This window comes from Helicobacter pylori (assembly GCF_017594925.1).
In the GTDB taxonomy this organism is placed as follows: domain Bacteria; phylum Campylobacterota; class Campylobacteria; order Campylobacterales; family Helicobacteraceae; genus Helicobacter; species Helicobacter pylori_DP.
Window position 1 is genome coordinate 151,181 of the sequence record NZ_JAALNT010000001.1, and the last position, 24,194, is coordinate 175,374.

Here is a 24,194-nt window from a genome sequence, read left to right on the forward strand (position 1 = left end):
AATCTAATCTCTAGGCCGTAATTCTCTCAATTCAAACAAACGCTTTTGCAAACGCACATTCTTGCTTTGCAATTCGGTAATTTCTTGCTGCAATCGTTCATGCTTGTCTCTTAAATCCAAATAAACCTCTAAAGAAGAACCCCCAAAAAGCAACTTCCCTAAATAATACCCAAACCCAAGCAGTAAAAGGAAAAAGACAATAAGGGAGCTATGACTATAAAAAAAATCTCGCGCTTTGTTGTCTTTGATTCCATCGTTTTCAAAAAGGCCACTAGCCATGCTTGAACAACTCTTTACCGATATAAATCCCCCCTTTTAATTCATGCTCAATCTCCAAAAGGCGGTTGTATTTAGCGATCCTTTCACTCCTTGCGGTGGATCCGGTTTTAATCTCTCCCGTATTCAATGCGACCGCAAAATCGGCGATAAAGCTGTCTTCACTCTCCCCGCTTCTATGGCTCATCACGCATTGATAGGCATGGTGTTTGGCCAATCTTATGGTCTCTAAAGTTTCACTAATGGTGCCGATTTGATTGGGTTTGATCAAAATGGCGTTCGCAACGTTTTTTTCAATGCCTTTTTGCAAGATGCTCGCGTTCGTTACAAACAAATCATCGCCCACTAATTGGATTTGACGCCCTAATTCCTTGCTCAAAAACGCCCACCCCTCCCAATCGTCTTCGCTCAAACCATCTTCAATGGACACGATCGGGTATTTTGCCACCAACTCTTTGTAATAAGCCACTAATTCATGCGAATCTAAAATCTTATTTTCACCCTTTAAATGGTAATTGAAATTTCCATCCACTAACTCACTGCTCGCCACATCTAAAGCGAGCGCTATTTCTTCGCCTAATTTATAGCCGGCTTTTTCAATGGCTTGAGAAATGGCTTCAAGGGGTTCTACATTGTTGTTAAAATTAGGCGCAAAGCCCCCCTCATCGCCCACGCTTGTGAGCTGATTCTTTTCATCTAAAAGTTTTTTAAGCGTGTGATAGACTTCCGCACTCGCTCTTAAAGCTTCTTTAAAACTCTCAAACCCTAAGGGCATGATCATGTATTCTTGAAAGTCTATGGAATTGTTCGCATGCGTTCCGCCGTTAATAATATTGAGCATCGGCACCGGCAAAGTCAGAGCGTTAGCCCCCCCTAAATAGCGGTATAATGGCAGATTTAAAGCCTTCGCACTAGCCCTTGCTAACGCCATAGAAACGCCCAAAACAGCGTTCGCCCCTAAATTAGCGTAATTAGGCGTGCCGTCTAAAGCCCTTAACCTCTCATCCACAAAGGCTTGATTAGTCGCTTCAAGCCCTATTAAATGGTGTTTGATCACGCTATTGACATGTTCGCATGCCCTTAAAACCCCTTTACCCAAAAAACGGGTTTTATCGTTATCCCTTAATTCTAACGCTTCTCTTTTACCGGTGCTCGCCCCGCTAGGCACAATCGCGCTCGCCTTAGTGTTATCGCTTAAAATCACGCTGGCTTGAATGGTAGGATTGCCCCTACTATCCATCACTTCTAAAGCATGAATATCTTTAATGGTTAGCATCAAAATCCTTTTCATTCCATTTCTTCTAAAGGCTCATCGGGTAAGGGCATGATCTCTTCATTAGAGCCAATACTCTCTTTAATCTTAAGAGTGATTTCATTCGCTAGGGCTTTATCTTCTTTCAATAAGGCTTTAGCGTTTTCTCGGCCTTGCCCTAGCTTTTTATCCTGGTAACTAAGCCATGCCCCACTCTTATCCACGATGTCTAATTTCACGCCATAATCAATGATTTCGCCCTCTTTAGAAATCCCTTCCCCAAACATGATATCAAATTCCGCTTCTCTAAAGGGCGGAGCGACTTTATTTTTAACCACTTTAGCTTTAGCCCTGTTGCCGATATGCTGTTCGTTTTGTTTTAAAGCGGCGATTCTTCTAATATCAATCCTAACGCTCGCATAGAATTTTAAGGCATTGCCTCCGGTTGTGGTCTCTGGACTCCCATAACCTGTCATGCCAATCTTCATCCTGATTTGATTAATAAAAACGAGAGTAGTGTTCATTTTGTGCAAGACACCGGTGATTTTTCTTAACGCATGGCTCATAAGCCTTGCTTGCAAGCCCACATGCTGATCGCCCATATCCCCATCAATCTCCGCTTTAGGCGTAAGAGCCGCCACCGAATCCACCACCACTAAATCAATCCCTCCGCTTCTGGTGATCGTTTCTAAAATCTCTAAGGCTTCTTCGCCCGTGCTTGGTTGGGAAACGAGTAGATTTTCCGTATCCACGCCCAGCCTCTTGGCATAATACACATCTAGGGCATGCTCAGCGTCAATGAACGCGCACACGCCGCCATTTTTTTGGCATTCTGCAATAATATGCAAGCTTAAAGTGGTCTTCCCGCTTGACTCTGGCCCATAAATTTCAATGATCCTACCCTTTGGAACGCCCCCAATCCCTAAAGCTAAATCCAATCCTAACGAGCCTGTAGAAATAGCGTCAATCTTTTCTACTTGCTTATCCCCAAGGCGCACCAACGCCCCCTTACCAAAAACCTTATCAATTTGTTTGATCGCTAAAGAAATCGCTTTTTGTTTGTCTTCATCTATTGCCATTAAATCACCTTATTGAATTTGATTTGTTTATTCTATCAAATCCTAGCCTAAAATCTATTATAATAAAAGGACTTACCCTATCACAAAAGGATTTTACTTTGATTAGTGTCGCTCATAGCCCTGATGCTGATGATATTTTCATGTATTATGCGATTAAGTTTGGCTGGATAGATTGCCCCATTAAAAACAAAACATTCCACAACATTGCCCTGGATATTGAAACCCTAAACCAAGAAGCCCTAAAAAACACTTATGATGTGAGCGCGATTAGTTTCGGGCTATACCCTAAAATTGCGAACGATTACGCCTTACTCCCCACAGCAACGAGCTTTGGGAATGGCTATGGGCCTAAATTAGTGAAAAAAAAGGGCGTGAAATTGAAAAAAGATTTTAAAGTCGCGCTCAGCGGGGAACACACCACAAACGCCTTATTGTTTAAAATCTATTACAAACACGCGCGCATCGCTTACATGAATTTTTTAGACATTGAAAAAGCGGTTTTGGAAGAAAAGGTGCATGCAGGCGTGCTAATCCATGAAAGCATCTTGGATGTCCATAATGAATTAGAAGTGGAAAAAGAATTGTGGGATGTTTGGAAAGAACTCATTGAAGTGGATTTGCCCCTGCCTTTAGGGGGCATGGCGATTAGGCGATCCATCCCTTTGTATCGCGCGATTTTGATTAAAAAGGCTTTGATTAAAGCGGTTGAAGCCGCTTTAAAACACCAAAATTTGCTCTCTGGCATGCTGTTAGAGCGCTCGCTCATTCGTGTGAATAAAGAGCAATTACAAACTTATTTAAGCTTGTATGCGAATGAGACTTCAACGTGCTTAAGCGAGGTTCAAATTCTCGCCATAGACAAGCTTTTTGAGTTAGGCTATCAGCATGGGTTTTACGCTAACTTGTTAAAGACTAAAGATTGCTTGCTCACTGATGAATATTTAAAATACCGCTTTTCTTAATCTAATTCTAGTTTATGCGTGAGCAAGTAACGGATCACCCCATACAATAAAAGGATTTTTAAAAAATCCACCCCCCATAAAAGGTAGTATTTATTTTCTTGCAATTCTTGTTGTTGCAAGAAATAATAAAACCCCTCATTGATGCTCAAACTAGAACTCATTAAGGGCAGTAACGAATTGAAAGCCAATTCCAAAACAACCCCCACCAGAATGAACAACAACCCCCCGAGTAAAAAACGCGCTTTTTTGATCCTAGCAGCGTTTAAAACGCTCAAAACAAATAAGAATTTCATTAAAACAAGCCCTAAAAACAGCGCAACGCCTATAGTTTTAGTGGGTTTTAACGCAAAGGTTTTTAAAGCGGTGTGCAAGATAAACAACACGCTGGATTGCGCGTTAAAAAGGTAATAGCCCAAACGCACGCTCGCCACAAACCAGAACAAACTGAAGATAAAAAACACCATAGGGAGCAAGATTTTAGGGAGCAATAAAGACTCTAAACTAATGGGTAAGGAAAAGCTTAAAACCCCCCTTTTAGAAAAAAGCGCGTTGAGGTTTTTGATCGCTCCCACACTGATTGCAATCAGTAAAAACGCCCCCAAGACAAAAAAAAGCGTGTAGCTTAGGGTGAGCATGGTCGTTTCTTCAGCGCCTTGAGAGGAAAAACAAACCGCTAAAATAGTGAGCGTTATTAAGAAATTCCCTATAACAACATTCCCTACTTGCCCTAAAGCGTCATGTTTCAAAACTTTTAAAAAACCCATGCGATTATTATACCCATTTGGATAGAAAATTCAGGCTTTTTAATGATTGAGTGTTAATAAAAAACGCTAAAGGCATTTTTTAAACGCGCTACTTTAAAAAAGCCAGTTGCTCCAAAATCAATTCTTCTTTATTTTTAAAGATGAATTTAAAAAGGATCTTATAACGCCCCATTTTGTCGCTCTCTAACAAATCAAATTTTAAAGGTTCGCATGTGCTTCTACAATCAAGCGTCCCTAATAATCTGGGCTGTGATGGGCTGGGGTAAAACGCTAAATACACTTGAATATTTGGCGAATCTAAAGCGGGTTTGAGCGGTTGCAATTGCGCATAAAGCGTGTTGGATTTTTCCAAAATCAAAGCGTTTTTTAAAAGGTTTTCTTGGAGTTTTTTATCCCCATGCGTGCCTTTAGAAAAATAGGGCAAAATGGGGGTTTTAGGGCTTTCTGTAAGGGGCTTTAAACCCACTAAAAAACGATAATTAGCTTTAAAATATTCATAGGTTTTAAGCATGGCGTTAAAGTTTAAATCCACTTCGTTATGACCCTTGAAATACACTAAATCGTTTTTAGGCGAATTTTTTAAGGCAAACACCACCAAAAACACCACGATCCCAAGCCCAAAAATAAGCACGCTCATGATCCCTAAAGGCCAAAAGTTTTTTTCTTTCATTGATTTTCCCTCTTAAGATTTTTTAAAAAAATAAAGCCCTAAAAACGCCCCTAAAAGCGTCAATAATAAAATATAGATGATGACTTTTACAAAAGTTGCTCCCTTAGGGGCGTTAAAATTTTGCACGATATTCACACGATATTTTTCCGCTAAAGCGTCTACTGCGACCGAATAGCCGTTAATGAGCATGGCTGAAATCCTTTGAGGCGTGTATTCTTTAGCGTTTGTGGGGAGTAAGGGAGCGATTTTTTCAAAAAAGATTTTATCAGTGTCTAGCAAATCTTTAGGGTTAGCCACTAATTCTATTTTTTGAGCGTCATGGTAAAAAAAGAATACCACAAAAGGGGGTTTAAGCTGCTTTAAAAAGCCCTCTTGATAGCTTTGGCGCTCTTTTTTAGTCGCTAGAGCGATAGGATTTTTTTCAAAATCCGTCATGTCAATCGCAAAACGCACGCCGGTTTTAAGATAAAGCTCTTTAGAAACGCTCTCTATAAACCAAACGCTTTTTTCTGTTAAACGCCCCTTAGAATTGTTAAAAACATAAGATTCATTAGCCCACAAAAAACCAACAAAAGCTAAAGAGATTATAAGCCATAAGCCTTTCATGTGCTAAACAAAAACAAGTTAGGCACAAAAGAAATAACAATGGTCATTAAAATGGTCACTACTACCATTAAGGCTAAGATTTTTTCTAAAGTGGTGAATTTCATTTTTTGCTCCCTTGATTGATCAATTCATAATTAGCCCGATTTTGGGTGTTTTTTGCCTCTAAAGCGTTAATATCCTTATAGCGGTAATAATTGGTGGCTTGCTCTTTTTGGATATGGATCGCTTTGAGCGCGAAAAAAACGACCACACACAATAAGATAACCACAATCAGTAAATTCCCTGCTAATCCGTTTAAAAATTTCATCTCTTTTCCTTTAATCTTCTAAGGGTTTTAGCGATTGGATAAATTCGGCCAACGCTTTAACTTGCAAGTCGCTAAAGTTTTTATACTTGAATGATGGCATATGCCCTATATTGCCCTTTTTGCCATGCGTTAAGATGTTTCTTAAAAAATTCTCTGTGCCGTAAGTGGTCAAATCGGCCGCAAACACTTGATTTTCTTGCAAGCCCTTACCATCATTGCCATGACAACCTGTGCAACCCATGCTTTCAAACAGCTCCTTACCTTTATCAATGAGTTGAGGGTTTTTCGTCTTTTTAACGCTAGAAAGTTCTGCCATCACATAGCTTGCAATCGCTTTAGCGTCTTTTTCGTCCAATTCCATAGCGGGCATTTCCCCAGCGAGATAATCCATACCCTTAGAGCCATGCTTAATGGTATCCATAATGCCCTCTTCTTTACCCCAACGCACCAGATTTTGAGCGCTCCCATGCAAGCCCTCAGCGGTGATGCCATGGCATTGCGAACAATGGACTAAAAAGATGCCTTGACCCATATCCACCAATTCCTTTTGACCCAAATGCTTCCATTTGGCTTCAAATTTTTGGTTGTGCACTTTAACCTCTTCATTGTATTGCCCGATTTGAGAAAAGCTATTCAGCGGATACCCAAAGAAAAAATACCAAAAAGCCCACACAATCGTGCACATAAAGCTTGCGATCCAGCCTACTGGCACATTATTGGCAAACTCCCCTATCCCATCAATCAAATGCCCATTTTCTACAAGCTCACCTTGAGATTTGCTGTCGCGCATTTCTTTAATGAGCGAACTGGATTCATAGATGGTTAAAACTAAAATCACAAGCGCTGCAATCAAGCCAAAAACATTTATATGGTCGTTTAAAAAATCCATTTCAACTTTCCTTTATGCCCTTATCATGAACTTTTTTATGGCGTGGTTCAATCAACTCATCTTCTAAAGCATCATTTAACGCTAAATACCCGTATCGCTCATAATCCACGACGCCCTTTTTTTGCTTTCTATACATGCTAAAAATATAAGCGTACAAAAAGAGCGTAAAAAGAATAGTGAAAAACGCATACGCAAAACCTCTCAAACTTTCTAAATCCATCATTCACCCCTTATTTAGCATTTTGATTAGCGTTGATCCTGGAATTACCCAAGCTATTCAAATAAGCGATCAAAGCCACAATTTCTAACACTTCGCCTCTCTCAATCGCTTCTAGCACCCTCTTGTCTTTCATATCGGCTGTGATTTTTTTAGCTTCTTCTAAATAGGCTTTTTTCGCTTCTTCTACATTCCCTAATTTCACGCCGTTTTCGGTGTCATAAGGCACGCCAAAAACCTTTTTTTGCGTCAAAGCTTCTGCATAAGCGGTGTCAAAGTCGCTCTTTTTGATGAATAAATGCTTATAGGCTGGCATGATGCTGTGAGGCACAACGCTCTTAGGATCAAACATGTGTTTTTCATGCCAATCGGTTGTGCGATAATCCCCCACCCTGTGTAAATCAGGGCCAATCCTTTTAGAACCCCACAAAAATGGCCTGTCATACGCGTATTCCCCGCTCAAACTATACGCGCCATATCGATCCACCTCAGCTTGGAAAGGGCGAATGAGTTGGGAATGGCAATGATAACAACCTTCTTGGATATAAATTTGCCTCCCTGCTGTTTCTAAAACCGTGTAAGGTCTTAAGCCTTCAATCGGGCGAGCGGATTTGAAGAAGTTGGGCAAAATCTCCACCAAGCCCGCGATCGCAAACACAAAAATAAACGCAAGAGTGAAAAAGAACGGGTTTTTTTCTAAAAAACTAAACATCTTAAACCCCCTTATCGAGACATAGGCGTGGCGTAATTGGGCTCACGCTCTAATTTTTTGCCTGCCGTGATGGTCATAAAAATATTGTAAGCAAAAATAATAAATCCAATAAAATACATAAGACCCCCAACGCCTCTAATATTGTAATAAGGGATTAGCACCTTAACCGTGTCAATGAACTGGTAAGTGAGATTCCCATACTGATCCACATCTCTCCACATCATCCCTTGCGTGATCCCTGCAATCCACATGGACGAAAAGTAAAGAACAATCCCTAAAGTCATGATCCAAAATTGGAAATCCACAAGCCTGCCTGAATAAATCTCTCTTTTGAAAAGCCTAGGCGTCATGTGATACATGCTCGCAATCAAAGTGAAGCCTACCCACCCAAGCACGCCGTCATGCACATGCCCTATAATCCAATCGGTAAAGTGCGCTAAAGCGTTCACGCTCTTAATGGCTTGAATAGAGCCTTCTAAAGTGGAAAGCATGTAGAAAGTTGAAGCTAAAACTAAGAATTTAATCAAAGGGCTTTCTTTGAGCTGGTGCCATTGTCCCCTCATCGTTAAAAGCATGTTAATCGCTGTCCCCCACGAAGGCAAGATCAACACCACTGAAAACACGCTAGAAAGGGTTTGCACCCAATCAGGCACGGTGGAATAAATCAAATGGTGCCCGCCCGCCCAAATATAAACAAACATCAAGCTCCAGAAAGAAAACAAAGTGAGTTTGTAAGAAAAAATAGGCTGACCGCTCTCTTTAGGCAAGAAATAATATATCGTGCCAATCACCCCACTCGTAAAGACAAAAGCGACCGCATTATGCCCCCACCACCATTGAATGAGCGCATCATTACTGCCTGAATACATAGAAATAGAATGCCAAACGCTCCCCATATCAGCGACAAAATAGGTGGGGACAGAAAGGTTATTGAAGATATACATCACCGCTATACCCACATAAGTAGCGATATAATACCATAAAGACACGTAAATGGTATTCTCCCTCCTAACGCTCATGCTCCCAAACATATTAACCCCCCATAGCACCCATGCCACAACCACAATAATATCTAAAGGCCACATCAATTCAGCGTATTCTTTAGATTGAGTAAGACCAGCAAACAAGCTAATAACCCCTAGAATTAAAAGAAGAATCCAAAGCCAAAAATGCAATAACCCTACAATTTTCAAAAAGGGGTGTTGGTAATAAGTGATTTTAAGCACCCTTTGACCGATATAATACCAACTCGCCCAAATCCCCCCAAGAGTGAAACCGTAAATCACTGCATTGGTGTGTAAGGGGCGCAAGCGGCCAAAAATGCCATACTCCCCTGCAATGTAATTCAAGTTAGGGAAAGACAATTCAAAGGCTAGCACAATCCCTATCAACATACCTATTATCCCAAAGCCAACCATCGCATAAAGAAACAATTTGCTAATGGAATAATCATAACTCAAAGGCACATTTTCTTGCATGCAATACTCCTATTTGTAGTAAATTCAACAAAGATAAACATAATTATAAAATTTTATCTTTTTCAAAAAGCTTAATTTTTAATCTTTTTCTGTAACATTGTAATAACTCAATCCCATTTGAATGATATTTTTAAGCCAAATTATTACTATCTTTGGCTAAAGGCTACATATGATTAAACAAATCCTCATCATTCTTACCCCTTTTTTTGTCGCAACGCTGTTGTATTTTTTAGGTGCACCGGATGGGCTAAACCCTAACGCATGGCTTTATTTTTGTATTTTCATGGGCATGATTATAGGGCTAATTTTAGAGCCGGTGCCATCAGGTTTGATAGCGTTGAGCGCGTTAGTGTTGTGTATAGCGTTAAAAATTGGGGCGAGCAGTGAAGTAGCGAGCGCTAATAAGGCCATTTCGTGGGGTTTGAGCGGGTATGCGAATAAAACGGTGTGGCTTGTGTTTGTCGCTTTCATTTTGGGTTTAGGGTATGAAAAAAGCTTGTTAGGGAAACGGATCGCTCTTTTACTGATTAGGTTTTTAGGGCAAACCCCTTTAGGTTTAGGCTATGCGATTGGTTTGAGCGAATTGTGTCTAGCCCCCTTTATCCCTAGCAACTCCGCTAGAAGTGGGGGCATACTCTATCCAATCGTTTCTTCTATCCCGCCTTTAATGGGTTCTACCCCAAACAATAACCCTAACAAAATCGGCGCGTATTTGATGTGGGTCGCTTTGGCTTCAACTTGCATCACTTCGTCCATGTTTTTAACCGCGCTCGCTCCTAACCCCCTAGCAATGGAAATCGCTACCAAAATGGGGGTGAATGAAATCTCATGGTTTTCGTGGTTTTTAGCGTTCTTGCCTTGTGGGGTGGTTTTAATCTTACTTGTGCCTTTATTGGCGTATAAAACCTGCAAACCCACCTTAAAAGGCTCAAAAGAAGTGAGTTTGTGGGCCAAAAAGGAATTAGAGAGCATGGGGAGGTTTTCTTTAAAAGAAATTTTAATGCTCAGCCTCACTTTATTGGCTTTACTAGGTTGGATTTTTGGCAAACCTTTAGGCTTGCATGCGAGCGCGACGGCTTTGATTGTCATGGTTTTAATGGCGTTTTGTAAGATTGTAAGCTATGAAGACATCATTAAAAACAAGAGCGCGTTTAACATTTTTTTATTGCTGGGATCGCTGCTCACGATGGCTGGCGGGCTTAAAAATGTGGGTTTTTTAAATTTTATCGGCAATGCGGCTCAAAATTTTTTAGAGCATGCTAACTTAGATCCGTTAATAGCGGTATTGTTTATTGTAGCCTTATTCTATCTGTCGCACTATTTTTTCGCTAGCATCACCGCCCATGTGAGCGCGTTATTCGCGCTTTTTGTAGGGATTGGTTCACACCTTCAAGGGGTCAATTTGCAAGAATTGAGCTTGTTTTTAATGCTTTCTTTAGGGATTATGGGGATTTTAACCCCCTATGGCACAGGCCCATCCACCATTTATTACGGGAGCGGGTATATTCAAAGCAAAGATTTTTGGAAATGGGGGTTTATTTTTGGCTTTTTGTATTTAATCGTGTTTTTAAGCGTGTGTGCACCTTGGGTCAAATTCATCGCTTATAGGTGGTTGTAGCTGGAAACTTTACACAACGCCCTTTTAAAATGGTATGAAAAATGTGGGCGAAAGGATTTACCTTTTAGGAATTTAAAGGGCATTAACGCTCCTTATGAAGTCTATATCAGTGAAGTGATGAGCCAACAAACCCAAATCAACACGGTGGTTGAGCGTTTTTATTCCCCTTTTTTAGAAGTTTTCCCCACTTTAAAAGACTTAGCGAACGCTCAATTAGAAGAGGTTTTATTGCTTTGGCGAGGGCTTGGCTATTATTCAAGGGCTAAAAATTTAAAAAAAAGCGCTGAAATTTGCGTGAAAGAACATAACTCACAATTACCTAATGACTATCAAAGCCTGTTAAAACTCCCTGGGATTGGCACATACACGGCTAATGCGATCTTGTGTTTTGGCTTTAGAGAAAAAACTGCATGCGTGGATGCTAATATCAAGCGCGTGCTTTTAAGGCTTTTTGGTTTGGATCCTAATATCACGGCTAAAGATCTGCAAATTAAAGCGAATGACTTTCTCAATCCTAATGAAAGCTTTAATCACAACCAAGCCCTAATTGATCTAGGGGCTTTAATCTGCTCCCCTAAACCCAAATGCGCGATTTGCCCTTTCAATCCTTATTGTTTGGGTAAAAACCACCTAGAAAGACACACGCTTAAGAAAAAACAAGAGATCATTCAAGAAGAGCGTTATTTAGGCGTTGTGATCCAAAATAACCAAATCGCTTTAGAAAAAATAGAGCAAAAACTCTATTTGGGGATGCACCATTTCCCTAATCTCAAAGAAAATTTAGAGCACAAGCTCCCCTTTTTAGGCGCGATCAAACACAGCCACACTAAATTCAAGCTCAATTTAAATCTCTATCTCGCTGCGATAAAAGATTTAAAAAACCCTATTCGTTTTTATAGCCTTAAAGACTTAGAAACCTTACCCATAAGCTCTATGACGCTTAAAATCTTGAATTTTTTAAAACAAAAAAATTTATTTGGGGGTTAAACCCTACCAAATCTAAAATGGCTCTACTTTATCGCAGGCACCACTTCAGGGATTAAATACGCAATCGCGCTGATCACGACTCCCATGATCGCTACAAAAATAAGGGAGTATTTAACCGTGAATTTGAACAAATCGCTCTCTTTCCCGGCTAACCCCACCGCTGCGCAAGCGATAGCGATGCTTTGAGGGCTTATCATCTTGCCTAAAGTGCCACCCACGGTGTTAGCCGTTAGGGTTAAAACCTCAGGGAGGTGCAATCGTTGGGCGGTGAGTTGCTGTAAAGAGCCAAATAAAAGATTAGAGCTTGTATCGCTCCCGGTTAAAAACACGCCTACCCACCCGATCAAGGGCGAGAAAAAGGTGAAAGCCAGACCGGTATGCGTGAGCGCTAAGGCTAGAGTGGAAGAAATCCCGCTGTAATTAGACACATAGGCAAAGCTTAAGACTAAACCAATGGTAAGAATGGGATAGCGCATTTCTTTTAAAGTCTCGCCAAAGACGCTCAGCGCATCGCTCACTCGCACCCTTAAAACGAGCATGCTAACAAGAGCGGCTAAAAAAATGGAAGTGCCAACCGTGTTGATTAAGAGAAATTTAAACACCACCGGAAAACTCACGCTTTGATTGGCTTCTACAAAGGGCGGGCTTTTAAAGATGTGGTTGCTGATGTTATTGAACTCAAAATAAAAATTAGAAAAAGCTAACAAGCCGTCTTTTTCAAATAAAGCTTTAAAAAAAGGCTGTATCCATAGCACAATCACTAAAACCAAAATCACAAAAGGAGACCAAGCGACATAAACCTTACAAATATGATGGTTACTCTTAGTGAATGAGGCCGCTTTGCCGTCGCTTCTAAAAATCGCTTTAGGCTGCCAAAATTTCAAAAAGAGCGCTGTTGCAACGAGTGAAACAAGGGCTGAAATAATACCAGGCAATTCTGGCCCTAAATAATTAGAGCTTAAAAATTGCGCGCCAGCGAAAGAAAAAGCCGCGATAAAAACGGCCGGAAAAGTTTCTTTAATCCCCTTAAAGCCATCCATTAAAAACACAATGAAAAACGGCACTAACAAGCTCACAAAAAAGAGGATTTTGCCCGTCATGGCTGAAATTAAAATCGCTGGCACCCCTACCGCGCTCGCCATCGCACTTATAGGGATACCCACCGCGCCAAAGGCCACAGGAGCGGTGTTAGCGATCAAACATAACCCAGCAGCGTATAAAGGGCTTAACCCTAAGCCCACTAAAATCGCTGCGGTAATGGCAATAGGCCCTCCAAAGCCGATCGCACCTTCTAAAAACGAGCCAAAACAAAAGCCAATCAAAATCACTAAAATCCTGTGATCTAAAGTGATGGACTGGACGCTTTCTTTTAAGATTTCAAAATAGCCGGATTTAACGCTGAGTTTGTATAAAAAAATCGCCGCAATGATGATCCAAGCGATCGGCCATAAGCCATAGAGGAAGCCATAAAGGAAGCTTGATCCCACCATGCTAACAGGCATTTTATACACTAAAACCGCAATAATGGCTGATAAGGCCACGCTCAAAAAGGCCGCTGTATAACCTTTGAGCTTAAAAACCATTAAAGATAAGAAAAATAATAAAATCGGCAATAAGGCCACAAGAGCGCTCAGCCAAATGTTACCCAAAGGGTCATAAACTTGATGAAATTCTAGCACTAAAAAATCCCTTTTTAAAAATATTCTCTTAGCGCTAGTTCTCTTTAAAAACCCCCTTATTTAGGAATGATGGGGATAATAAAGGGGAAGACATAAGCAATAAGAGTGAAGACAATCCCCATGATGATTGCCAAAACGATAGAGTATTTTACTGTAAATCTGAACAATTCGCTCTCTTTCCCCACTAACCCCACCGCTGCGCAAGCGATAGCAATACTTTGAGGGCTTATCATTTTGCCCACAACGCCCCCGGAAGTGTTGGCCGCTAAGAAAAGCACTTCAGGCAAGCCAAGCTGTGTGGCGATGAGCATTTGCAAAGAGCCAAATAAAAGATTAGAGCTCGTATCGCTTCCGGTTAAAAACACCCCAAGCCAGCCTACAATAGGCGAAAAGAAAGTGAAAACATGCCCGGTATCTGCTAACGCTAAAGCGAGCGTAGCGCTCATGCCGCTATAATTAGCCACATACGCAAACGCTAAAACCACGCCAATGGTTAAAATCGGCAAACGCATTTCTTTTAAAGTGGCCCCAAACACCCCTATCGCATCGCTGATTTTCACGCGCAACAAAAACACGCTCAAAATGGCGGCTAAAAAAATGGAAGTGCCTGTCGTTAGAATCAAGGGGAATTTGAACACGACAGGAAAGCTTTTTGCTTCAGTAACAATGGGAGCGGTTTTAAAAATCTTTTGACTGATAGAATCAAATTCAAACGCAAAGCTAGAAAACGCCAAAGCCCCGCCTTCTTTAAAGAGCGCTTTAAACCAGGGTTGCGTCCATATGATAATCGTAATCGTGAGCAACACAAAAGGCATCCACGCCACGATCACCTTACAAATATGGTGTTTTTCTGTGCCAATCGTAGGCTCTTTGCCATTGCTGGTGAAAATGCGTTTGGGTTGCCAGAATTTTAAAAACAAAGTGGTAGAAATCAATGACACTAAAGCTGAAATAATATCCGGGAGCTGTGGCCCTAGATAATTAGAGCTTAAAAATTGCGCGATAGCGAAGCTAAAGCCCGTAACAGCCACTGCAGGAAAGGTTTCTCTAATCCCTCTAAAACCATCCATTAAAAACACGATGAAAAAAGGAATGCCAATGGAAAAAATGGGTAACACTCTGCCCACCATTTGAGAAATCTCTAACTCAGGGATACCCACCACGCTAGCCATTGCCGTGATAGGGATACCCACCGCGCCAAAAGCTACAGGAGCGGTGTTAGCGATTAAGCACAATCCGGCAGCGTATAAGGGGTTTAGCCCAAGGCCGACTAAAATCGCCGCTGTGATCGCTACCGGGCCTCCAAAACCGATCGCGCCTTCTAAAAACGAGCCAAAACAAAAGCCAATCAAAATCACCAAAATGCGGTGATCTGGCGTTAGGGTTAAAATGCTTTCTTTTAAAATCTCAAAATACCCGGATTTCACTGAAAGGTTGTAAAGAAAAATCGCGGCGATCACAATCCATGCGATCGGCCACAAACCATAAAGAAAGCCATAGAAAAAACTTGCGCTCACCATTTGAACAGGCATTTTATACACAAATAACGCAATAAGGATTGAAAGCGCTAAGCTTAAAAACCCAGCGCTATACCCTTTAAGTTTAAAAACAATAAGAGAGATAAAAAAGAGTGCAATAGGCGAGAGTGCGACTAAAGCGCTCAACCAAATATGGCCTAATGGGTCATAGACTTGATAAAATTCCATCAATTTTCCTTGAATAATTAAAAGTATTTTTTTATCTTACTTAAAAGAAAAAACTAATTTTGAGTAGCATTTAATATTAAGTCAAATTTAATGGGTTTGTGGTTTATTTTAGTAACAATGTTTGAGCGAGTGGGTTTATCAACTTGTGGTTACAATCTTACTAATTTTGAGTATTATATTGTGTTTGAAACTCTTAATTTGGAATTTTAAGGAGCCTTCTTTGAAAGTCAATTTCTTTGCTACTTGTCTAGGAGCAGCCATATACAGCAACGCATCGCTTAACGCTATCAAATTACTCCGTAAGGAAAATTTGGAAGTGGTTTTTAAAAAAGACCAGACATGTTGCGGCCAGCCAAGCTACAACTCAGGGTATTATGAAGAAACAAAAAAAGTCGTTTTATACAATATCAAACTTTATTCCAATAACGACTACCCTATTATCTTGCCTAGCGGTTCATGCACAGGAATGATGCGGCATGATTATTTGGAATTGTTTGAAGGGCATGCGGAATTTAACATGGTTAAAGATTTTTGCTCTAGGGTGTATGAATTGAGCGAGTTTTTGGATAAAAAATTGCAAGTCAAGTATGAAGATAAGGGCGAACCCCTTAAAATCACATGGCATTCTAATTGCCATGCCTTAAGGGTGGCTAAAGTGATTGACTCGGCGAAAAACCTCATCAGACAGCTTAAAAATGTGGAACTCATTGAATTGGAAAAAGAAGAAGAATGCTGCGGATTTGGGGGGACTTTTTCGGTTAAAGAGCCTGAAATTTCAGCGGTTATGGTTAAAGAAAAGATTAAAGACATAGAAAGCCGTCATGTGGATGTGATTGTTTCAGCGGATGCGGGGTGTTTGATGAATATCAGCACCGCTATGCAAAAAATGGGCTCTTTAACAAAACCCATGCATTTTTATGACTTTTTAGCCTCAAGGCTTGGGCTTTAACATTAAAGAATTATTTTAAGGAATAATCAATGGAAAAATATCATAGCGACCAAGAATACGAAGAAATCATCACCGACCAATTAGGCGATATGCAATTAAGGGAAAATTTGCGTTCTGCAATGGATACCTTAAGGGCTAATCGTAAGAATCTCCTTAAAAATCGTTACAGCGAATGGGAAAATTTAAGGGAATTAGGCAAAGAAGTCAAGCTTAAGATTTTATCCAGGCTTGATGAGTATTTGGAATTGTTTGAAAAAAACGCCACCAAAAACGGCTTTAAAATCCACTACGCTAAAGACGGCGATGAAGCCAATGAAATCATTTACAACCTCGCCAAAGAAAAGAATATCAATCGCATTTTAAAACAAAAATCCATGGCGAGCGAAGAAATTGGCTTGAACCATTACTTGAAAGAAAAGGGCATTCAAGCGCAAGAAACGGATTTGGGCGAATTGATTATCCAGCTCATTAATGAACACCCTGTGCATATTGTCGTGCCAGCTATCCATAAAAACCGCAAGCAAATCGGTAAGATTTTTGAAGAAAAACTCAACGCCGCTTATGAAGAAGAGCCTGAAAAGCTTAATGCGATCGCCAGAAAACACATGCGCAAAGAATTTGAAAGCTTTAAAATGGGGATCAGTGGGGTGAATTTCGCTATCGCTAACGAAGGAGCGATCTGGTTAGTGGAAAATGAAGGCAATGGCAGAATGAGCACCACCGCATGCGATGTGCATGTCGCTATTTGCGGGATTGAAAAATTAGTAGAAAGCTTTGATGATGCGGCGATTTTAAACAATTTGCTCGCTCCAAGTGCGGTGGGCGTGCCTATCACTTGTTATCAAAACATTATCACAGGCCCCAGAAAAAACGATGATTTAGACGGCCCTAAAGAAGCCCATATCATTTTATTAGACAACAACCGCTCTAATATTTTGGCTGATGAAAAGTATTACCGTGCTCTTTCATGCATTCGTTGCGGAACTTGTTTGAACCACTGCCCTGTGTATGATAAAATCGGTGGGCATGCCTATCTTTCTACTTATCCTGGCCCTATAGGCGTGGTGGTATCCCCCCAACTCTTTGGCTTGAATAATTACGGGCATATCCCTAATTTGTGCAGTCTTTGCGGGCGTTGCACTGAAGTATGCCCCGTAGAAATCCCTTTAGCAGAACTCATTAGAGATTTACGAGCCGATAAAGTGGGCGAGGGCAGGGGTGTAATTAAGGGGGCTAAAAGCACCCAACACAGTGGGATGGAAAAATTCTCTATGAAAATGTTTGCCAAAATGGCAAGCGATGGGGCTAAGTGGCGTTTCCAATTGAAAATAGCTCAATTTTTCTCGCCTTTAGGCAAGCTTTTAGCGCCTATACTGCCTTTAGTCAAAGAGTGGGCGAGTGTTAGGACCTTACCCAATATGGACACGAGCTTGCATGCCAAAGTCCAGCACTTAGAAGGGGTGATTTATGAGTAAAGAGCTTATTTTAAAGTGCATTAAAGAAGCCAGAGCCAAGCACGCTATTCAGGGAGCAAACCCTATTTATAGGAATATCATTAAAGTGGAGTTTGAAGACTTGGTGGAAGAATACAAGCATTTCCAAGTGTTGAATAAAGCTGAAGTCATTGAAAGCGCTAAAGAAAATTTAGAGCAAGCCATTTTAAAGGCTTTAGAAAATTTTCAAAGCAAAAAAGTCTTACACTCTACGGATTTAAATTTGAATTTTGAAGCGTTTAAGGATTTCACTTTACAGCCCTATGATAAAGAAATTGAAACGATGCGTGAAGAGTTGTTTGAGATTGATACGGCTTTATTGCATGGGGTTTGTGGGATTTCAAGCTTGGGCATGATTGGGGCGGTTTCTTCGCATGCAAGTCCGCGATTGCTTTCACTCATCACCCTTAATTGCATTATCTTATTGAAAAAAGAATCCATTGTGCGCAATTTAAGCGAAGGCGTGCAAGCTTTAAAAAATCAAGGCCAAAACGGCGTATTGCCCACAAACATGCTCCTTATTGGCGGGCCTAGCCGGACAGCTGACATTGAATTAAAAACCGTTTTTGGGGTACATGGGCCTCAAAAAGTCGCTATCATTCTCTATTAAAGGATAAGAATGGAAAAATTAGAAGTGGGGCAATTAGCCCCTGATTTTAGGTTGAAAAACAGCGATGGCGTGGAAATTTCTTTAAAAGATTTGCTCCATAAAAAAGTGGTGCTGTATTTCTACCCTAAAGACAACACCCCCGGATGCACTCTAGAAGCCAAAGACTTTAGCGCTCTGTTTAGCGAGTTTGAAAAGAAAAACGCTGTTGTCGTAGGCGTAAGCCCTGATAACGCTCAATCGCATCAAAAATTTATCAGCCAATGCTCTTTGAATGTGATTTTGCTCTGCGATGAAGATAAAAAAGCCGCCAATCTTTACAAAGCTTATGGCAAACGCATGCTTTATGGGAAGGAGCATTTGGGGATTATCCGCTCCACTTTCATTATCAACACGCAAGGCGTTTTAGAAAAATGCTTCTACAATGTCAAAGCGAAAGGCCATGCTCAAAAGGTTTTAGAGAGTTTGTAGTGTTAGCTCTCTAGATTTCGCCCATTTTAATTTGAGATTTTTTAATTTTAGGCTTTTTAGCTATTCTCTTGCTTTTAAAAACTTGTTTTTTAAACTCCGTTTTAGTTTTATAATAAAACTCATAAGGGATAGGGGGTGTTTTGAAATCATTCCCCCTACAACCCTAAGATCGCTTTACAAAAAACTATCACCCACTAGCTTTTTGATTGTATTTATTTTAAAAACGCTTTTGAGGATTTTTACAATTTTTATTTTTGTTCAGGTTGCCAAATGGTTTTTTCTGAAGGGGTACTATCGGCTTCGTTTTGTAAGATTTGTTTTTTAGTTTCGTGGCAAGCCACAAACAATAACGCTAAAATTACAGCTAAAAGAGAAATTCTCATTTCAAGCTCCTTTGAATATTAAAATGCTTACGATAATTATAAAGTAAAAGAGTTAAAGATAGATTAATATTTGGGCTCTGTTTTCATCAAATGTCGGCACTCAAAACCTTATTTAACCTTATTATCCTTTAATTTTTAAAACTTTATTTTATACAAAACTCATTCTCTTAAGGGGATAACTGAGATATTTTGAAATAACTCCCCCCCTACAACCCCCAACTAAATCCCCCTATAGAACGCATTACAAGAAACGATCGCTTGACTAAAGTCTCTTATTATTTTGATTTCAATCAAGATCGTTGTTTTTTAAGCATGTCAGCGATTAAGAAAGCGAGTTCTAGGGCTTGGGTGGCGTTTAGTCTTGGATCGCATTGCGTATAGTAATGGCAGCTCAAACCCTCTTCGGTGATCGCTTGCGAGCCACCGATACATTCTGTAACATTCTCACCTGTCATTTCCAAATGAACTCCTGAAGCCAAACTCCCTTCAGCCCTATGGATTTCAAAAAAGCTTTTCACTTCATCTAACACGCTATCAAAAGCCCTTGTTTTAACCCCCAAGCTGGTTTTAACCGTGTTGCCATGCATGGGATCAATGCTCCATAAAATATGGCGTTTTTCTTTCAACACCCCTTGTAAAAGCTTAGGCAAGCGCTCTTTAATCATCTTAGAACCCATGCGCACGATCAAATTCAAACGCCCCTTAATGTTGCACGGGTTTAAAACATCGCACAATTCTAACACTTCGCTCACGCTCGCATTAGGCCCGATTTTCACGCCAATAGGGTTACAAACCCCCCTTAAAAACTCCACATGCGCGCCCTTAGGATCTCTTGTCCTTTCGCCAATCCACAGCATGTGCGCGGAGCAATCATAAAACTGGTTAGTCAAACTATCCTTACGCACCAAAGGCTCTTCATAATGGAGCAGTAACGCTTCGTGGCTGGTGTAAAATTCCACTTCCCTAAGGATAGGCGTTCGCTCTATCTCCACCCCGCATGCTCGCATAAACCCTAAAGCTTGCGTGATCCGGTCAGCGATTTGCTGGTATTTTTGCCCAAAGTCGTTGTTTTTGACAAAATCCAAATTGAAACGATGCACTTGCTCTAAATTGGCTAACCCGCCTTGGGCAAAGGCTCTGATAAGGTTTAAAGTCGCTACGCTTTGATGGTAGGCTTTAAGCATTCTTTCAGGCTTTGGCTCTCTTTCTTTTTTGGAGATCCCATTGATAATATCCCCCCTATAGCTTAGCACTTCTTCATTATCTAGTATTTCAGTCGCGTTAGAGCGAGGCTTGGCAAATTGCCCGGCAATGCGCCCCACTTTCACGATCGGTATAGAGCCAGCAAAAGTTAAGACAATCGCCATTTGCATCACCACTTTAAACATGTCTTTAATCCTGTTAGCGCTAAATTGAGAAAACGACTCCGCGCAATCGCCCCCTTGCAACAAAAACGCCTTATTGTCAATGACTTGGGCTAAGCGCTCTTGCAAGTTCCTCGCTTCGCCAGCAAACACTAAGGGAGGGTAGGAGCGTAATTCTTTTTTGACCCTTTCTAATTCTTGCTTGTCTTTGTAAGTGGGGTGTTGCTCTATCTTAAAAGAATGCCATGAAGTGGGCGACCAAGTTGTGTTTGACATTTCTATAATCCTTTATTAATCTTTTTTTAAGCATTATTATAGCTTGTGTGGGTTAAATCGTGGATTTTAGGGAATAAATGCACGCCCAAAACCACCCCTTAATCTCAAAAAACCCCAATCATAAAAAGCTTTATGCTACAATGAGAGCTCTTTAACACGATACAAGGGCGGTTTAATAGCATGGCACAAGAAAAAGCGGTCATAAGAGATCCTAAAAAACTCAACGCATTTGATTTGCGTTGGATGGCGTCTTTATTTGGCACGGCGGTGGGGGCTGGGATTTTATTTTTGCCTATTAGAGCCGGTGGGCATGGGGTATGGGCTATTGTGGTAATGAGCGCGATCATTTTCCCTTTAACTTATCTAGGGCATAGAGCTTTAGCTTATTTCATAGGATCTAAAGACAAAGAAGACATTACCATGGTCGTTCACTCTCATTTTGGCACTCAATGGGGTTTTCTTATCACTTTGCTTTATTTCTTGGCGATTTATCCTATTTGCTTGGCTTATGGGGTGGGTATCACTAACGTGTTTGATCATTTTTTCACTAACCAGTTGCATTTAGCGCCTTTTCATCGGGGCTTACTGGCTGTGGTATTAGTTTCTTTAATGATGTTGGTGATGGTTTTTAACGCTACGATTGTTACACGTATTTGTAACGCTTTAGTGTATCCTTTATGCTTGATTTTATTGCTTTTTTCTTTGTATCTTATCCCTTATTGGCAAGGCGCTAATCTTTTTGTGGTGCCGAGTTTTAAAGAATTTGTGTTAGCGATTTGGCTAACCTTGCCGGTGCTTGTGTTTTCATTCAACCATAGCCCCATTATTTCAACCTTCACTCAAAATGTGGGAAAAGAATACGGCACTTTCAAAGAATATAAACTCAATCAAATTGAATTAGGGACATCGCTGATGCTTTTAGGGTTTGTGATGTTTTTTGTGTTTTCGTGCGTCATGTGTTTGAATGCTGATGATTTTGTGAAAGCAAGGGAACAAAATATCCCTATTTTAAGCTATTTTGCTAACACCCTAAACAATCCCTTAATCAACTATGCGGGGCCTGTGGTGGCTTTTTTAGCGATTTTTTCATCTTTTTTTGGGCATTATTATGGGGCTAAGGAGGGTTTAGAAGGCATTATTATTCAAAGTTTAAAATTGAAAAAAGCTTCTAAAACCTTGAGTGTGAGCGTAACGATTTTTTTATGGCTGACTATCACGCTTGTGGCTTATATTAACCCTAATATCTTGGATTTTATTGAAAATTTAGGCGGTCCCATTATCGCGCTCATTCTGTTTGTGATGCCTATGATAGCTTTTTATAGCGTTTCTAGTTTGAAGCGTTTTAGAAATTTCAAAGTGGATATTTTTGTGTTTGTCTTTGGGAGCTTGACGGCTTTGAGCGTGTTTTTAGGACTATTTTAATGGCTAGTTTTTCTATTTTATCCATTTTTAAAATCGGCGTGGGGCCTAGCTCTTCACACACCATAGGGCCTATGGAAGCTGGGGCGAGATTTTGCGGGTTGTTAAAAGGCGTTTTAGAGCAGGTTGAACGCGTTCAAATCACCTTGCATGGCTCATTAGCTTTAACCGGTAAAGGGCATTTGAGCGATGAGGCGGTTTTAATTGGCTTGCATGGTATTTATGCTAACGAATTAGATATAACAACCAAAAAAGCCTTATTGCATGAAGTGCTTGAGAATAAAGTTTTAAAACTCGCTAACCAACGCAACATTCAATTTGATTATTCTAAAGATTTGATTTTTGACAACAAACCTTTAGCCAGACACCAAAACGCCCTCATTCTAAAAGCTTTTAACGCTAAAAATGAGGTTTTAAAAGAAGAGACTTATTATTCTGTCGGTGGAGGGTTTGTTTATACTGAAAAAGAATTAGACAACTTGTCTGAAGAGGGCGGGAATGAAAGCATTGCCTATGATTTTTCAAGCGCTAAAGAATTGCTAGAATTATGCCAAAAACACCAAAAAAACATCGCTGAAATCGTGCGTTTGAGAGAAAATGCCCTGAAAAACCGCCCTGATGCAACGATGACTAAAATCTATCATGCGATGCTTGAGTGTTATGATAATGGGGCTAATTCTAAAGAAAGGTATCTGCCTGGTTCTTTGAGAGTAACACGATTGGCCCCAAGCATTAAAACGCGCCTAGAAAAACACCCCACAAGCGGGAAAGACCCCTTAGCGTTGATTGATTACATTTCGCTTTACGCTCGCGCCATTGCTGAAGAAAACGCTAGTGGAGGAAAGGTGGTAACCGCCCCCACTAACGGGGCGTGTGCAGTGGTGCCAAGCGTGCTTTTATACGCTAAAAACCATTTGTTTGAAAATTTATCGCAAAAGGCTATCAATGATTTTTTACTCACCAGCGCGGCGATTGGCTATCTTTACAAAAAAAACGCTTCCTTGAGCGGCGCAGAAGCCGGGTGTCAGGCTGAAATTGGCGTGGCAAGCTCTATGGCTGCAGGGGGGTTAGCTTATTTGTGCCAAGCGACCACACAACAGGTTTTGATCGCTAGTGAAATCGCTATGGAGCACCATTTAGGATTGACATGCGATCCGGTGGGGGGCTTGGTGCAAATCCCTTGCATTGAACGCAATGTTTTAGGAGCGATTAAAGCGATCAGCGCTTCTAAACTGGCTTTAGAAGATGAATACAAGCCTAAAGTGAGCCTAGATGAAGTGATCGCTACGATGTATGCGACCGGAAAAGACATGAATGAAAAATACAAAGAGACCTCGTTAGGGGGGTTAGCCAAAACCTTAAAATGCTAAGGGATAGCCCTCAACTTTAGGGGCTTTAAGTTCAAAATAAAAGGCTTTGTTTTTAACCAAAACAAATAAGCCCTACCCAACTTTAATATCCTTCAAAAATTTTTAAACATAGGGTCTAAAGCGTTCTTTCATTGTTTTGGATTTCATTTTATAGTAAAAAAGTTTATTTAAAACTCATAAAAAGATAGGAGGCATTTTGAAATCATTCCCCTACAACCCCTTTTAAAAATCCCCCTAACTCCATAAGAGCATGTTATGAGAAACTATCACTCGCTTTTTGCAAACTTTTTTTGATTGTGAAAAACACTCAAAGGCATCAATGCCAATACTCCAGTGAAGTGCCCAACCGCTAAAGACGATTGGGCTTCCTAGGCTGATGTTGCCCATAGGGAAAGTTTGGTTCTCACTCTGTGTCCCTATAGTAGGGATTTTACAGAGTTTGAGCTCCAACGCATTCCCTACAGGTCTCACACATCATATCTCCAAAGGCGTAACTTTGCACACTTCCTACGCTAGATACGAATGTATGGGGATATTATACCACGAATTGGTAGCATTCATCCCAAACGCTAAAGATATTTGGGATTTCTGCTAAGGAGTATTAAAAACTTTTTACACGCTCTATAAAATGCGTTAGAATGTCTTGAGGTTATGTTTAAC

25 protein-coding genes are annotated in these 24,194 nt (G+C 40.6%); 10 read left to right on the plus strand and 15 right to left on the minus strand.

The features are described from left to right. Positions 1–3: 3 nt before the first annotated feature. From G6069_RS00695 to recA, 3 genes are read right to left on the minus strand one after another with little or no spacing between them, the layout of a single operon-like run. Positions 4–279: a hypothetical protein gene (locus G6069_RS00695; RefSeq protein ID WP_000146224.1), complete on the minus strand. Its 276-nt coding sequence runs from the start codon at positions 277–279 to the stop codon at positions 4–6. Further along, positions 272–1,552: a phosphopyruvate hydratase gene (gene eno / locus G6069_RS00700; protein WP_197293065.1), complete on the minus strand. Its 1,281-nt coding sequence runs from the start codon at positions 1,550–1,552 to the stop codon at positions 272–274. Before eno ends, G6069_RS00695 begins: the two co-directional genes overlap by 8 nt. Before the next feature lie 11 nt (positions 1,553–1,563). Next, positions 1,564–2,607 carry a recombinase RecA gene (gene recA, locus G6069_RS00705; RefSeq protein WP_000963121.1) on the minus strand — a complete coding sequence of 348 codons (1,044 nt, stop codon included), beginning with the start codon at positions 2,605–2,607 and terminating at the stop codon, positions 1,564–1,566. A 98-nt stretch (positions 2,608–2,705) separates the two neighbouring features. Between recA and G6069_RS00710 the strand changes: the two genes are divergently transcribed. Further along, positions 2,706–3,569 (plus strand): menaquinone biosynthesis family protein, encoded by an 864-nt coding sequence (locus G6069_RS00710; RefSeq protein WP_197293066.1) that lies wholly within the window; start codon positions 2,706–2,708, stop codon positions 3,567–3,569. Here G6069_RS00710 and G6069_RS00715 read toward each other — a convergent pair. From G6069_RS00715 to ccoN, 8 genes are all read right to left on the minus strand, one after another. After that, on the minus strand, positions 3,566–4,333 hold the full coding sequence (locus G6069_RS00715; protein ID WP_197293067.1) for a hypothetical protein: 768 nt from the start codon (positions 4,331–4,333) through the stop codon (positions 3,566–3,568). The genes G6069_RS00710 and G6069_RS00715 overlap by 4 nt on opposite strands. 88 nt (positions 4,334–4,421) lie before the next feature. Beyond that, a complete protein-coding gene (locus tag G6069_RS00720) occupies positions 4,422–5,003 on the minus strand; it encodes a hypothetical protein (protein WP_197293068.1) in 582 nt (193 codons plus the stop codon). A gap of 12 nt (positions 5,004–5,015) precedes the next feature. Continuing rightward, positions 5,016–5,609 (minus strand): hypothetical protein, encoded by a 594-nt coding sequence (locus G6069_RS00725; RefSeq protein WP_079359679.1) that lies wholly within the window; start codon positions 5,607–5,609, stop codon positions 5,016–5,018. 100 nt (positions 5,610–5,709) lie between these two features. Continuing rightward, positions 5,710–5,916, minus strand: coding sequence for a DUF4006 family protein (locus G6069_RS00730; protein ID WP_000670514.1), 207 nt, complete (start codon positions 5,914–5,916; stop codon positions 5,710–5,712). A gap of 10 nt (positions 5,917–5,926) precedes the next feature. Then, positions 5,927–6,805: a cytochrome-c oxidase, cbb3-type subunit III gene (gene ccoP / locus G6069_RS00735; RefSeq protein WP_077653977.1), complete on the minus strand. Its 879-nt coding sequence runs from the start codon at positions 6,803–6,805 to the stop codon at positions 5,927–5,929. A 1-nt stretch (position 6,806) separates the two neighbouring features. Continuing rightward, on the minus strand, positions 6,807–7,025 hold the full coding sequence (locus G6069_RS00740; RefSeq protein WP_001879413.1) for a cytochrome c oxidase, cbb3-type, CcoQ subunit: 219 nt from the start codon (positions 7,023–7,025) through the stop codon (positions 6,807–6,809). Positions 7,026–7,035: 10 nt separating this feature from the next. Further along, positions 7,036–7,734 (minus strand): cytochrome-c oxidase, cbb3-type subunit II, encoded by a 699-nt coding sequence (gene ccoO / locus G6069_RS00745; protein WP_021187531.1) that lies wholly within the window; start codon positions 7,732–7,734, stop codon positions 7,036–7,038. Positions 7,735–7,745: 11 nt separating this feature from the next. Beyond that, positions 7,746–9,212: a cytochrome-c oxidase, cbb3-type subunit I gene (gene ccoN / locus G6069_RS00750; RefSeq protein ID WP_001157654.1), complete on the minus strand. Its 1,467-nt coding sequence runs from the start codon at positions 9,210–9,212 to the stop codon at positions 7,746–7,748. 169 nt (positions 9,213–9,381) lie between these two features. Here ccoN and G6069_RS00755 point away from each other — a divergent pair, with 169 nt between their 5' ends. Then, on the plus strand, positions 9,382–10,830 hold the full coding sequence (locus tag G6069_RS00755) for a DASS family sodium-coupled anion symporter (protein WP_197293069.1): 1,449 nt from the start codon (positions 9,382–9,384) through the stop codon (positions 10,828–10,830). Beyond that, positions 10,831–11,817 carry an adenine-specific DNA glycosylase gene (locus G6069_RS00760; protein ID WP_078303849.1) on the plus strand — a complete coding sequence of 329 codons (987 nt, stop codon included), beginning with the start codon at positions 10,831–10,833 and terminating at the stop codon, positions 11,815–11,817. Positions 11,818–11,840: 23 nt separating this feature from the next. On the opposite strand, the gene G6069_RS00765 is transcribed toward G6069_RS00760, so the two are convergent. Further along, on the minus strand, positions 11,841–13,496 hold the full coding sequence (locus G6069_RS00765; protein ID WP_197293070.1) for an L-lactate permease: 1,656 nt from the start codon (positions 13,494–13,496) through the stop codon (positions 11,841–11,843). 56 nt (positions 13,497–13,552) lie between these two features. Next, a complete protein-coding gene (locus G6069_RS00770; protein WP_197293071.1) occupies positions 13,553–15,202 on the minus strand; it encodes an L-lactate permease in 1,650 nt (549 codons plus the stop codon). Positions 15,203–15,422: 220 nt separating this feature from the next. Here G6069_RS00770 and G6069_RS00775 point away from each other — a divergent pair, with 220 nt between their 5' ends. Genes G6069_RS00775 through G6069_RS00790 form a run of 4 tightly spaced genes read left to right on the plus strand, consistent with a single transcriptional unit; the run spans position 15,423 to position 18,722 of the window. Continuing rightward, a complete protein-coding gene (locus G6069_RS00775) occupies positions 15,423–16,151 on the plus strand; it encodes a (Fe-S)-binding protein (protein ID WP_000867254.1) in 729 nt (242 codons plus the stop codon). A 29-nt stretch (positions 16,152–16,180) separates the two neighbouring features. Then, positions 16,181–17,626, plus strand: a complete 1,446-nt coding sequence (locus tag G6069_RS00780; protein ID WP_197293072.1) for a LutB/LldF family L-lactate oxidation iron-sulfur protein — start codon at positions 16,181–16,183, stop codon at positions 17,624–17,626. Next, positions 17,619–18,254 (plus strand): LutC/YkgG family protein, encoded by a 636-nt coding sequence (locus G6069_RS00785; protein WP_197293073.1) that lies wholly within the window; start codon positions 17,619–17,621, stop codon positions 18,252–18,254. The genes G6069_RS00780 and G6069_RS00785 overlap by 8 nt, the downstream gene beginning before the upstream one ends. A gap of 9 nt (positions 18,255–18,263) precedes the next feature. Further along, positions 18,264–18,722, plus strand: a complete 459-nt coding sequence (locus G6069_RS00790) for a peroxiredoxin (RefSeq protein ID WP_000412952.1) — start codon at positions 18,264–18,266, stop codon at positions 18,720–18,722. Positions 18,723–18,970: 248 nt separating this feature from the next. On the opposite strand, the gene G6069_RS08045 is transcribed toward G6069_RS00790, so the two are convergent. After that, on the minus strand, positions 18,971–19,105 hold the full coding sequence (locus tag G6069_RS08045; RefSeq protein ID WP_001222899.1) for an HP0135 family lipoprotein: 135 nt from the start codon (positions 19,103–19,105) through the stop codon (positions 18,971–18,973). Positions 19,106–19,395: 290 nt separating this feature from the next. Beyond that, a complete protein-coding gene (locus G6069_RS00795; RefSeq protein ID WP_197293074.1) occupies positions 19,396–20,745 on the minus strand; it encodes a class II 3-deoxy-7-phosphoheptulonate synthase in 1,350 nt (449 codons plus the stop codon). A 180-nt stretch (positions 20,746–20,925) separates the two neighbouring features. Between G6069_RS00795 and G6069_RS00800 the strand changes: the two genes are divergently transcribed. The 3 genes from G6069_RS00800 (at position 20,926) to G6069_RS00810 (ending at position 24,129) form a co-directional block, all read left to right on the plus strand. Further along, positions 20,926–22,167, plus strand: a complete 1,242-nt coding sequence (locus tag G6069_RS00800) for a serine/threonine transporter (RefSeq protein ID WP_197293075.1) — start codon at positions 20,926–20,928, stop codon at positions 22,165–22,167. Next, positions 22,167–23,534 carry an L-serine ammonia-lyase gene (locus G6069_RS00805; RefSeq protein WP_197293076.1) on the plus strand — a complete coding sequence of 456 codons (1,368 nt, stop codon included), beginning with the start codon at positions 22,167–22,169 and terminating at the stop codon, positions 23,532–23,534. The genes G6069_RS00800 and G6069_RS00805 overlap by 1 nt, the downstream gene beginning before the upstream one ends. 376 nt (positions 23,535–23,910) lie before the next feature. Then, positions 23,911–24,129, plus strand: a complete 219-nt coding sequence (locus G6069_RS00810; protein WP_197293085.1) for a hypothetical protein — start codon at positions 23,911–23,913, stop codon at positions 24,127–24,129. Positions 24,130–24,194 lie beyond the last annotated feature (65 nt).

What these genes read in the sequence shown, in the direction of transcription:
- G6069_RS00805 (WP_197293076.1), top strand. Translation starts at nt 22,167, where the DNA reads ATGGCTAGTTTTTCTATTTTATCCATTTTTAAAATCGGCGTGGGGCCT.
- G6069_RS00800 (WP_197293075.1), top strand. Translation starts at nt 20,926, where the DNA reads ATGGCACAAGAAAAAGCGGTCATAAGAGATCCTAAAAAACTCAACGCA.
- G6069_RS00720 (WP_197293068.1), bottom strand. Translation starts at nt 5,003, where the DNA reads ATGAAAGAAAAAAACTTTTGGCCTTTAGGGATCATGAGCGTGCTTATT.
- G6069_RS00755 (WP_197293069.1), top strand. Translation starts at nt 9,382, where the DNA reads ATGATTAAACAAATCCTCATCATTCTTACCCCTTTTTTTGTCGCAACG.
- ccoN (WP_001157654.1), bottom strand. Translation starts at nt 9,212, where the DNA reads ATGCAAGAAAATGTGCCTTTGAGTTATGATTATTCCATTAGCAAATTG.
- G6069_RS00770 (WP_197293071.1), bottom strand. Translation starts at nt 15,202, where the DNA reads ATGGAATTTTATCAAGTCTATGACCCATTAGGCCATATTTGGTTGAGC.
- G6069_RS00790 (WP_000412952.1), top strand. Translation starts at nt 18,264, where the DNA reads ATGGAAAAATTAGAAGTGGGGCAATTAGCCCCTGATTTTAGGTTGAAA.
- G6069_RS00725 (WP_079359679.1), bottom strand. Translation starts at nt 5,609, where the DNA reads ATGAAAGGCTTATGGCTTATAATCTCTTTAGCTTTTGTTGGTTTTTTG.
- ccoO (WP_021187531.1), bottom strand. Translation starts at nt 7,734, where the DNA reads ATGTTTAGTTTTTTAGAAAAAAACCCGTTCTTTTTCACTCTTGCGTTT.
- G6069_RS00695 (WP_000146224.1), bottom strand. Translation starts at nt 279, where the DNA reads ATGGCTAGTGGCCTTTTTGAAAACGATGGAATCAAAGACAACAAAGCG.
- G6069_RS00810 (WP_197293085.1), top strand. Translation starts at nt 23,911, where the DNA reads ATGTTGCCCATAGGGAAAGTTTGGTTCTCACTCTGTGTCCCTATAGTA.
- G6069_RS00740 (WP_001879413.1), bottom strand. Translation starts at nt 7,025, where the DNA reads ATGGATTTAGAAAGTTTGAGAGGTTTTGCGTATGCGTTTTTCACTATT.
- G6069_RS00795 (WP_197293074.1), bottom strand. Translation starts at nt 20,745, where the DNA reads ATGTCAAACACAACTTGGTCGCCCACTTCATGGCATTCTTTTAAGATA.
- G6069_RS00780 (WP_197293072.1), top strand. Translation starts at nt 16,181, where the DNA reads ATGGAAAAATATCATAGCGACCAAGAATACGAAGAAATCATCACCGAC.
- G6069_RS08045 (WP_001222899.1), bottom strand. Translation starts at nt 19,105, where the DNA reads ATGAGAATTTCTCTTTTAGCTGTAATTTTAGCGTTATTGTTTGTGGCT.
- eno (WP_197293065.1), bottom strand. Translation starts at nt 1,552, where the DNA reads ATGCTAACCATTAAAGATATTCATGCTTTAGAAGTGATGGATAGTAGG.
- ccoP (WP_077653977.1), bottom strand. Translation starts at nt 6,805, where the DNA reads ATGGATTTTTTAAACGACCATATAAATGTTTTTGGCTTGATTGCAGCG.
- G6069_RS00715 (WP_197293067.1), bottom strand. Translation starts at nt 4,333, where the DNA reads ATGGGTTTTTTAAAAGTTTTGAAACATGACGCTTTAGGGCAAGTAGGG.
- G6069_RS00730 (WP_000670514.1), bottom strand. Translation starts at nt 5,916, where the DNA reads ATGAAATTTTTAAACGGATTAGCAGGGAATTTACTGATTGTGGTTATC.
- recA (WP_000963121.1), bottom strand. Translation starts at nt 2,607, where the DNA reads ATGGCAATAGATGAAGACAAACAAAAAGCGATTTCTTTAGCGATCAAA.
- G6069_RS00785 (WP_197293073.1), top strand. Translation starts at nt 17,619, where the DNA reads ATGAGTAAAGAGCTTATTTTAAAGTGCATTAAAGAAGCCAGAGCCAAG.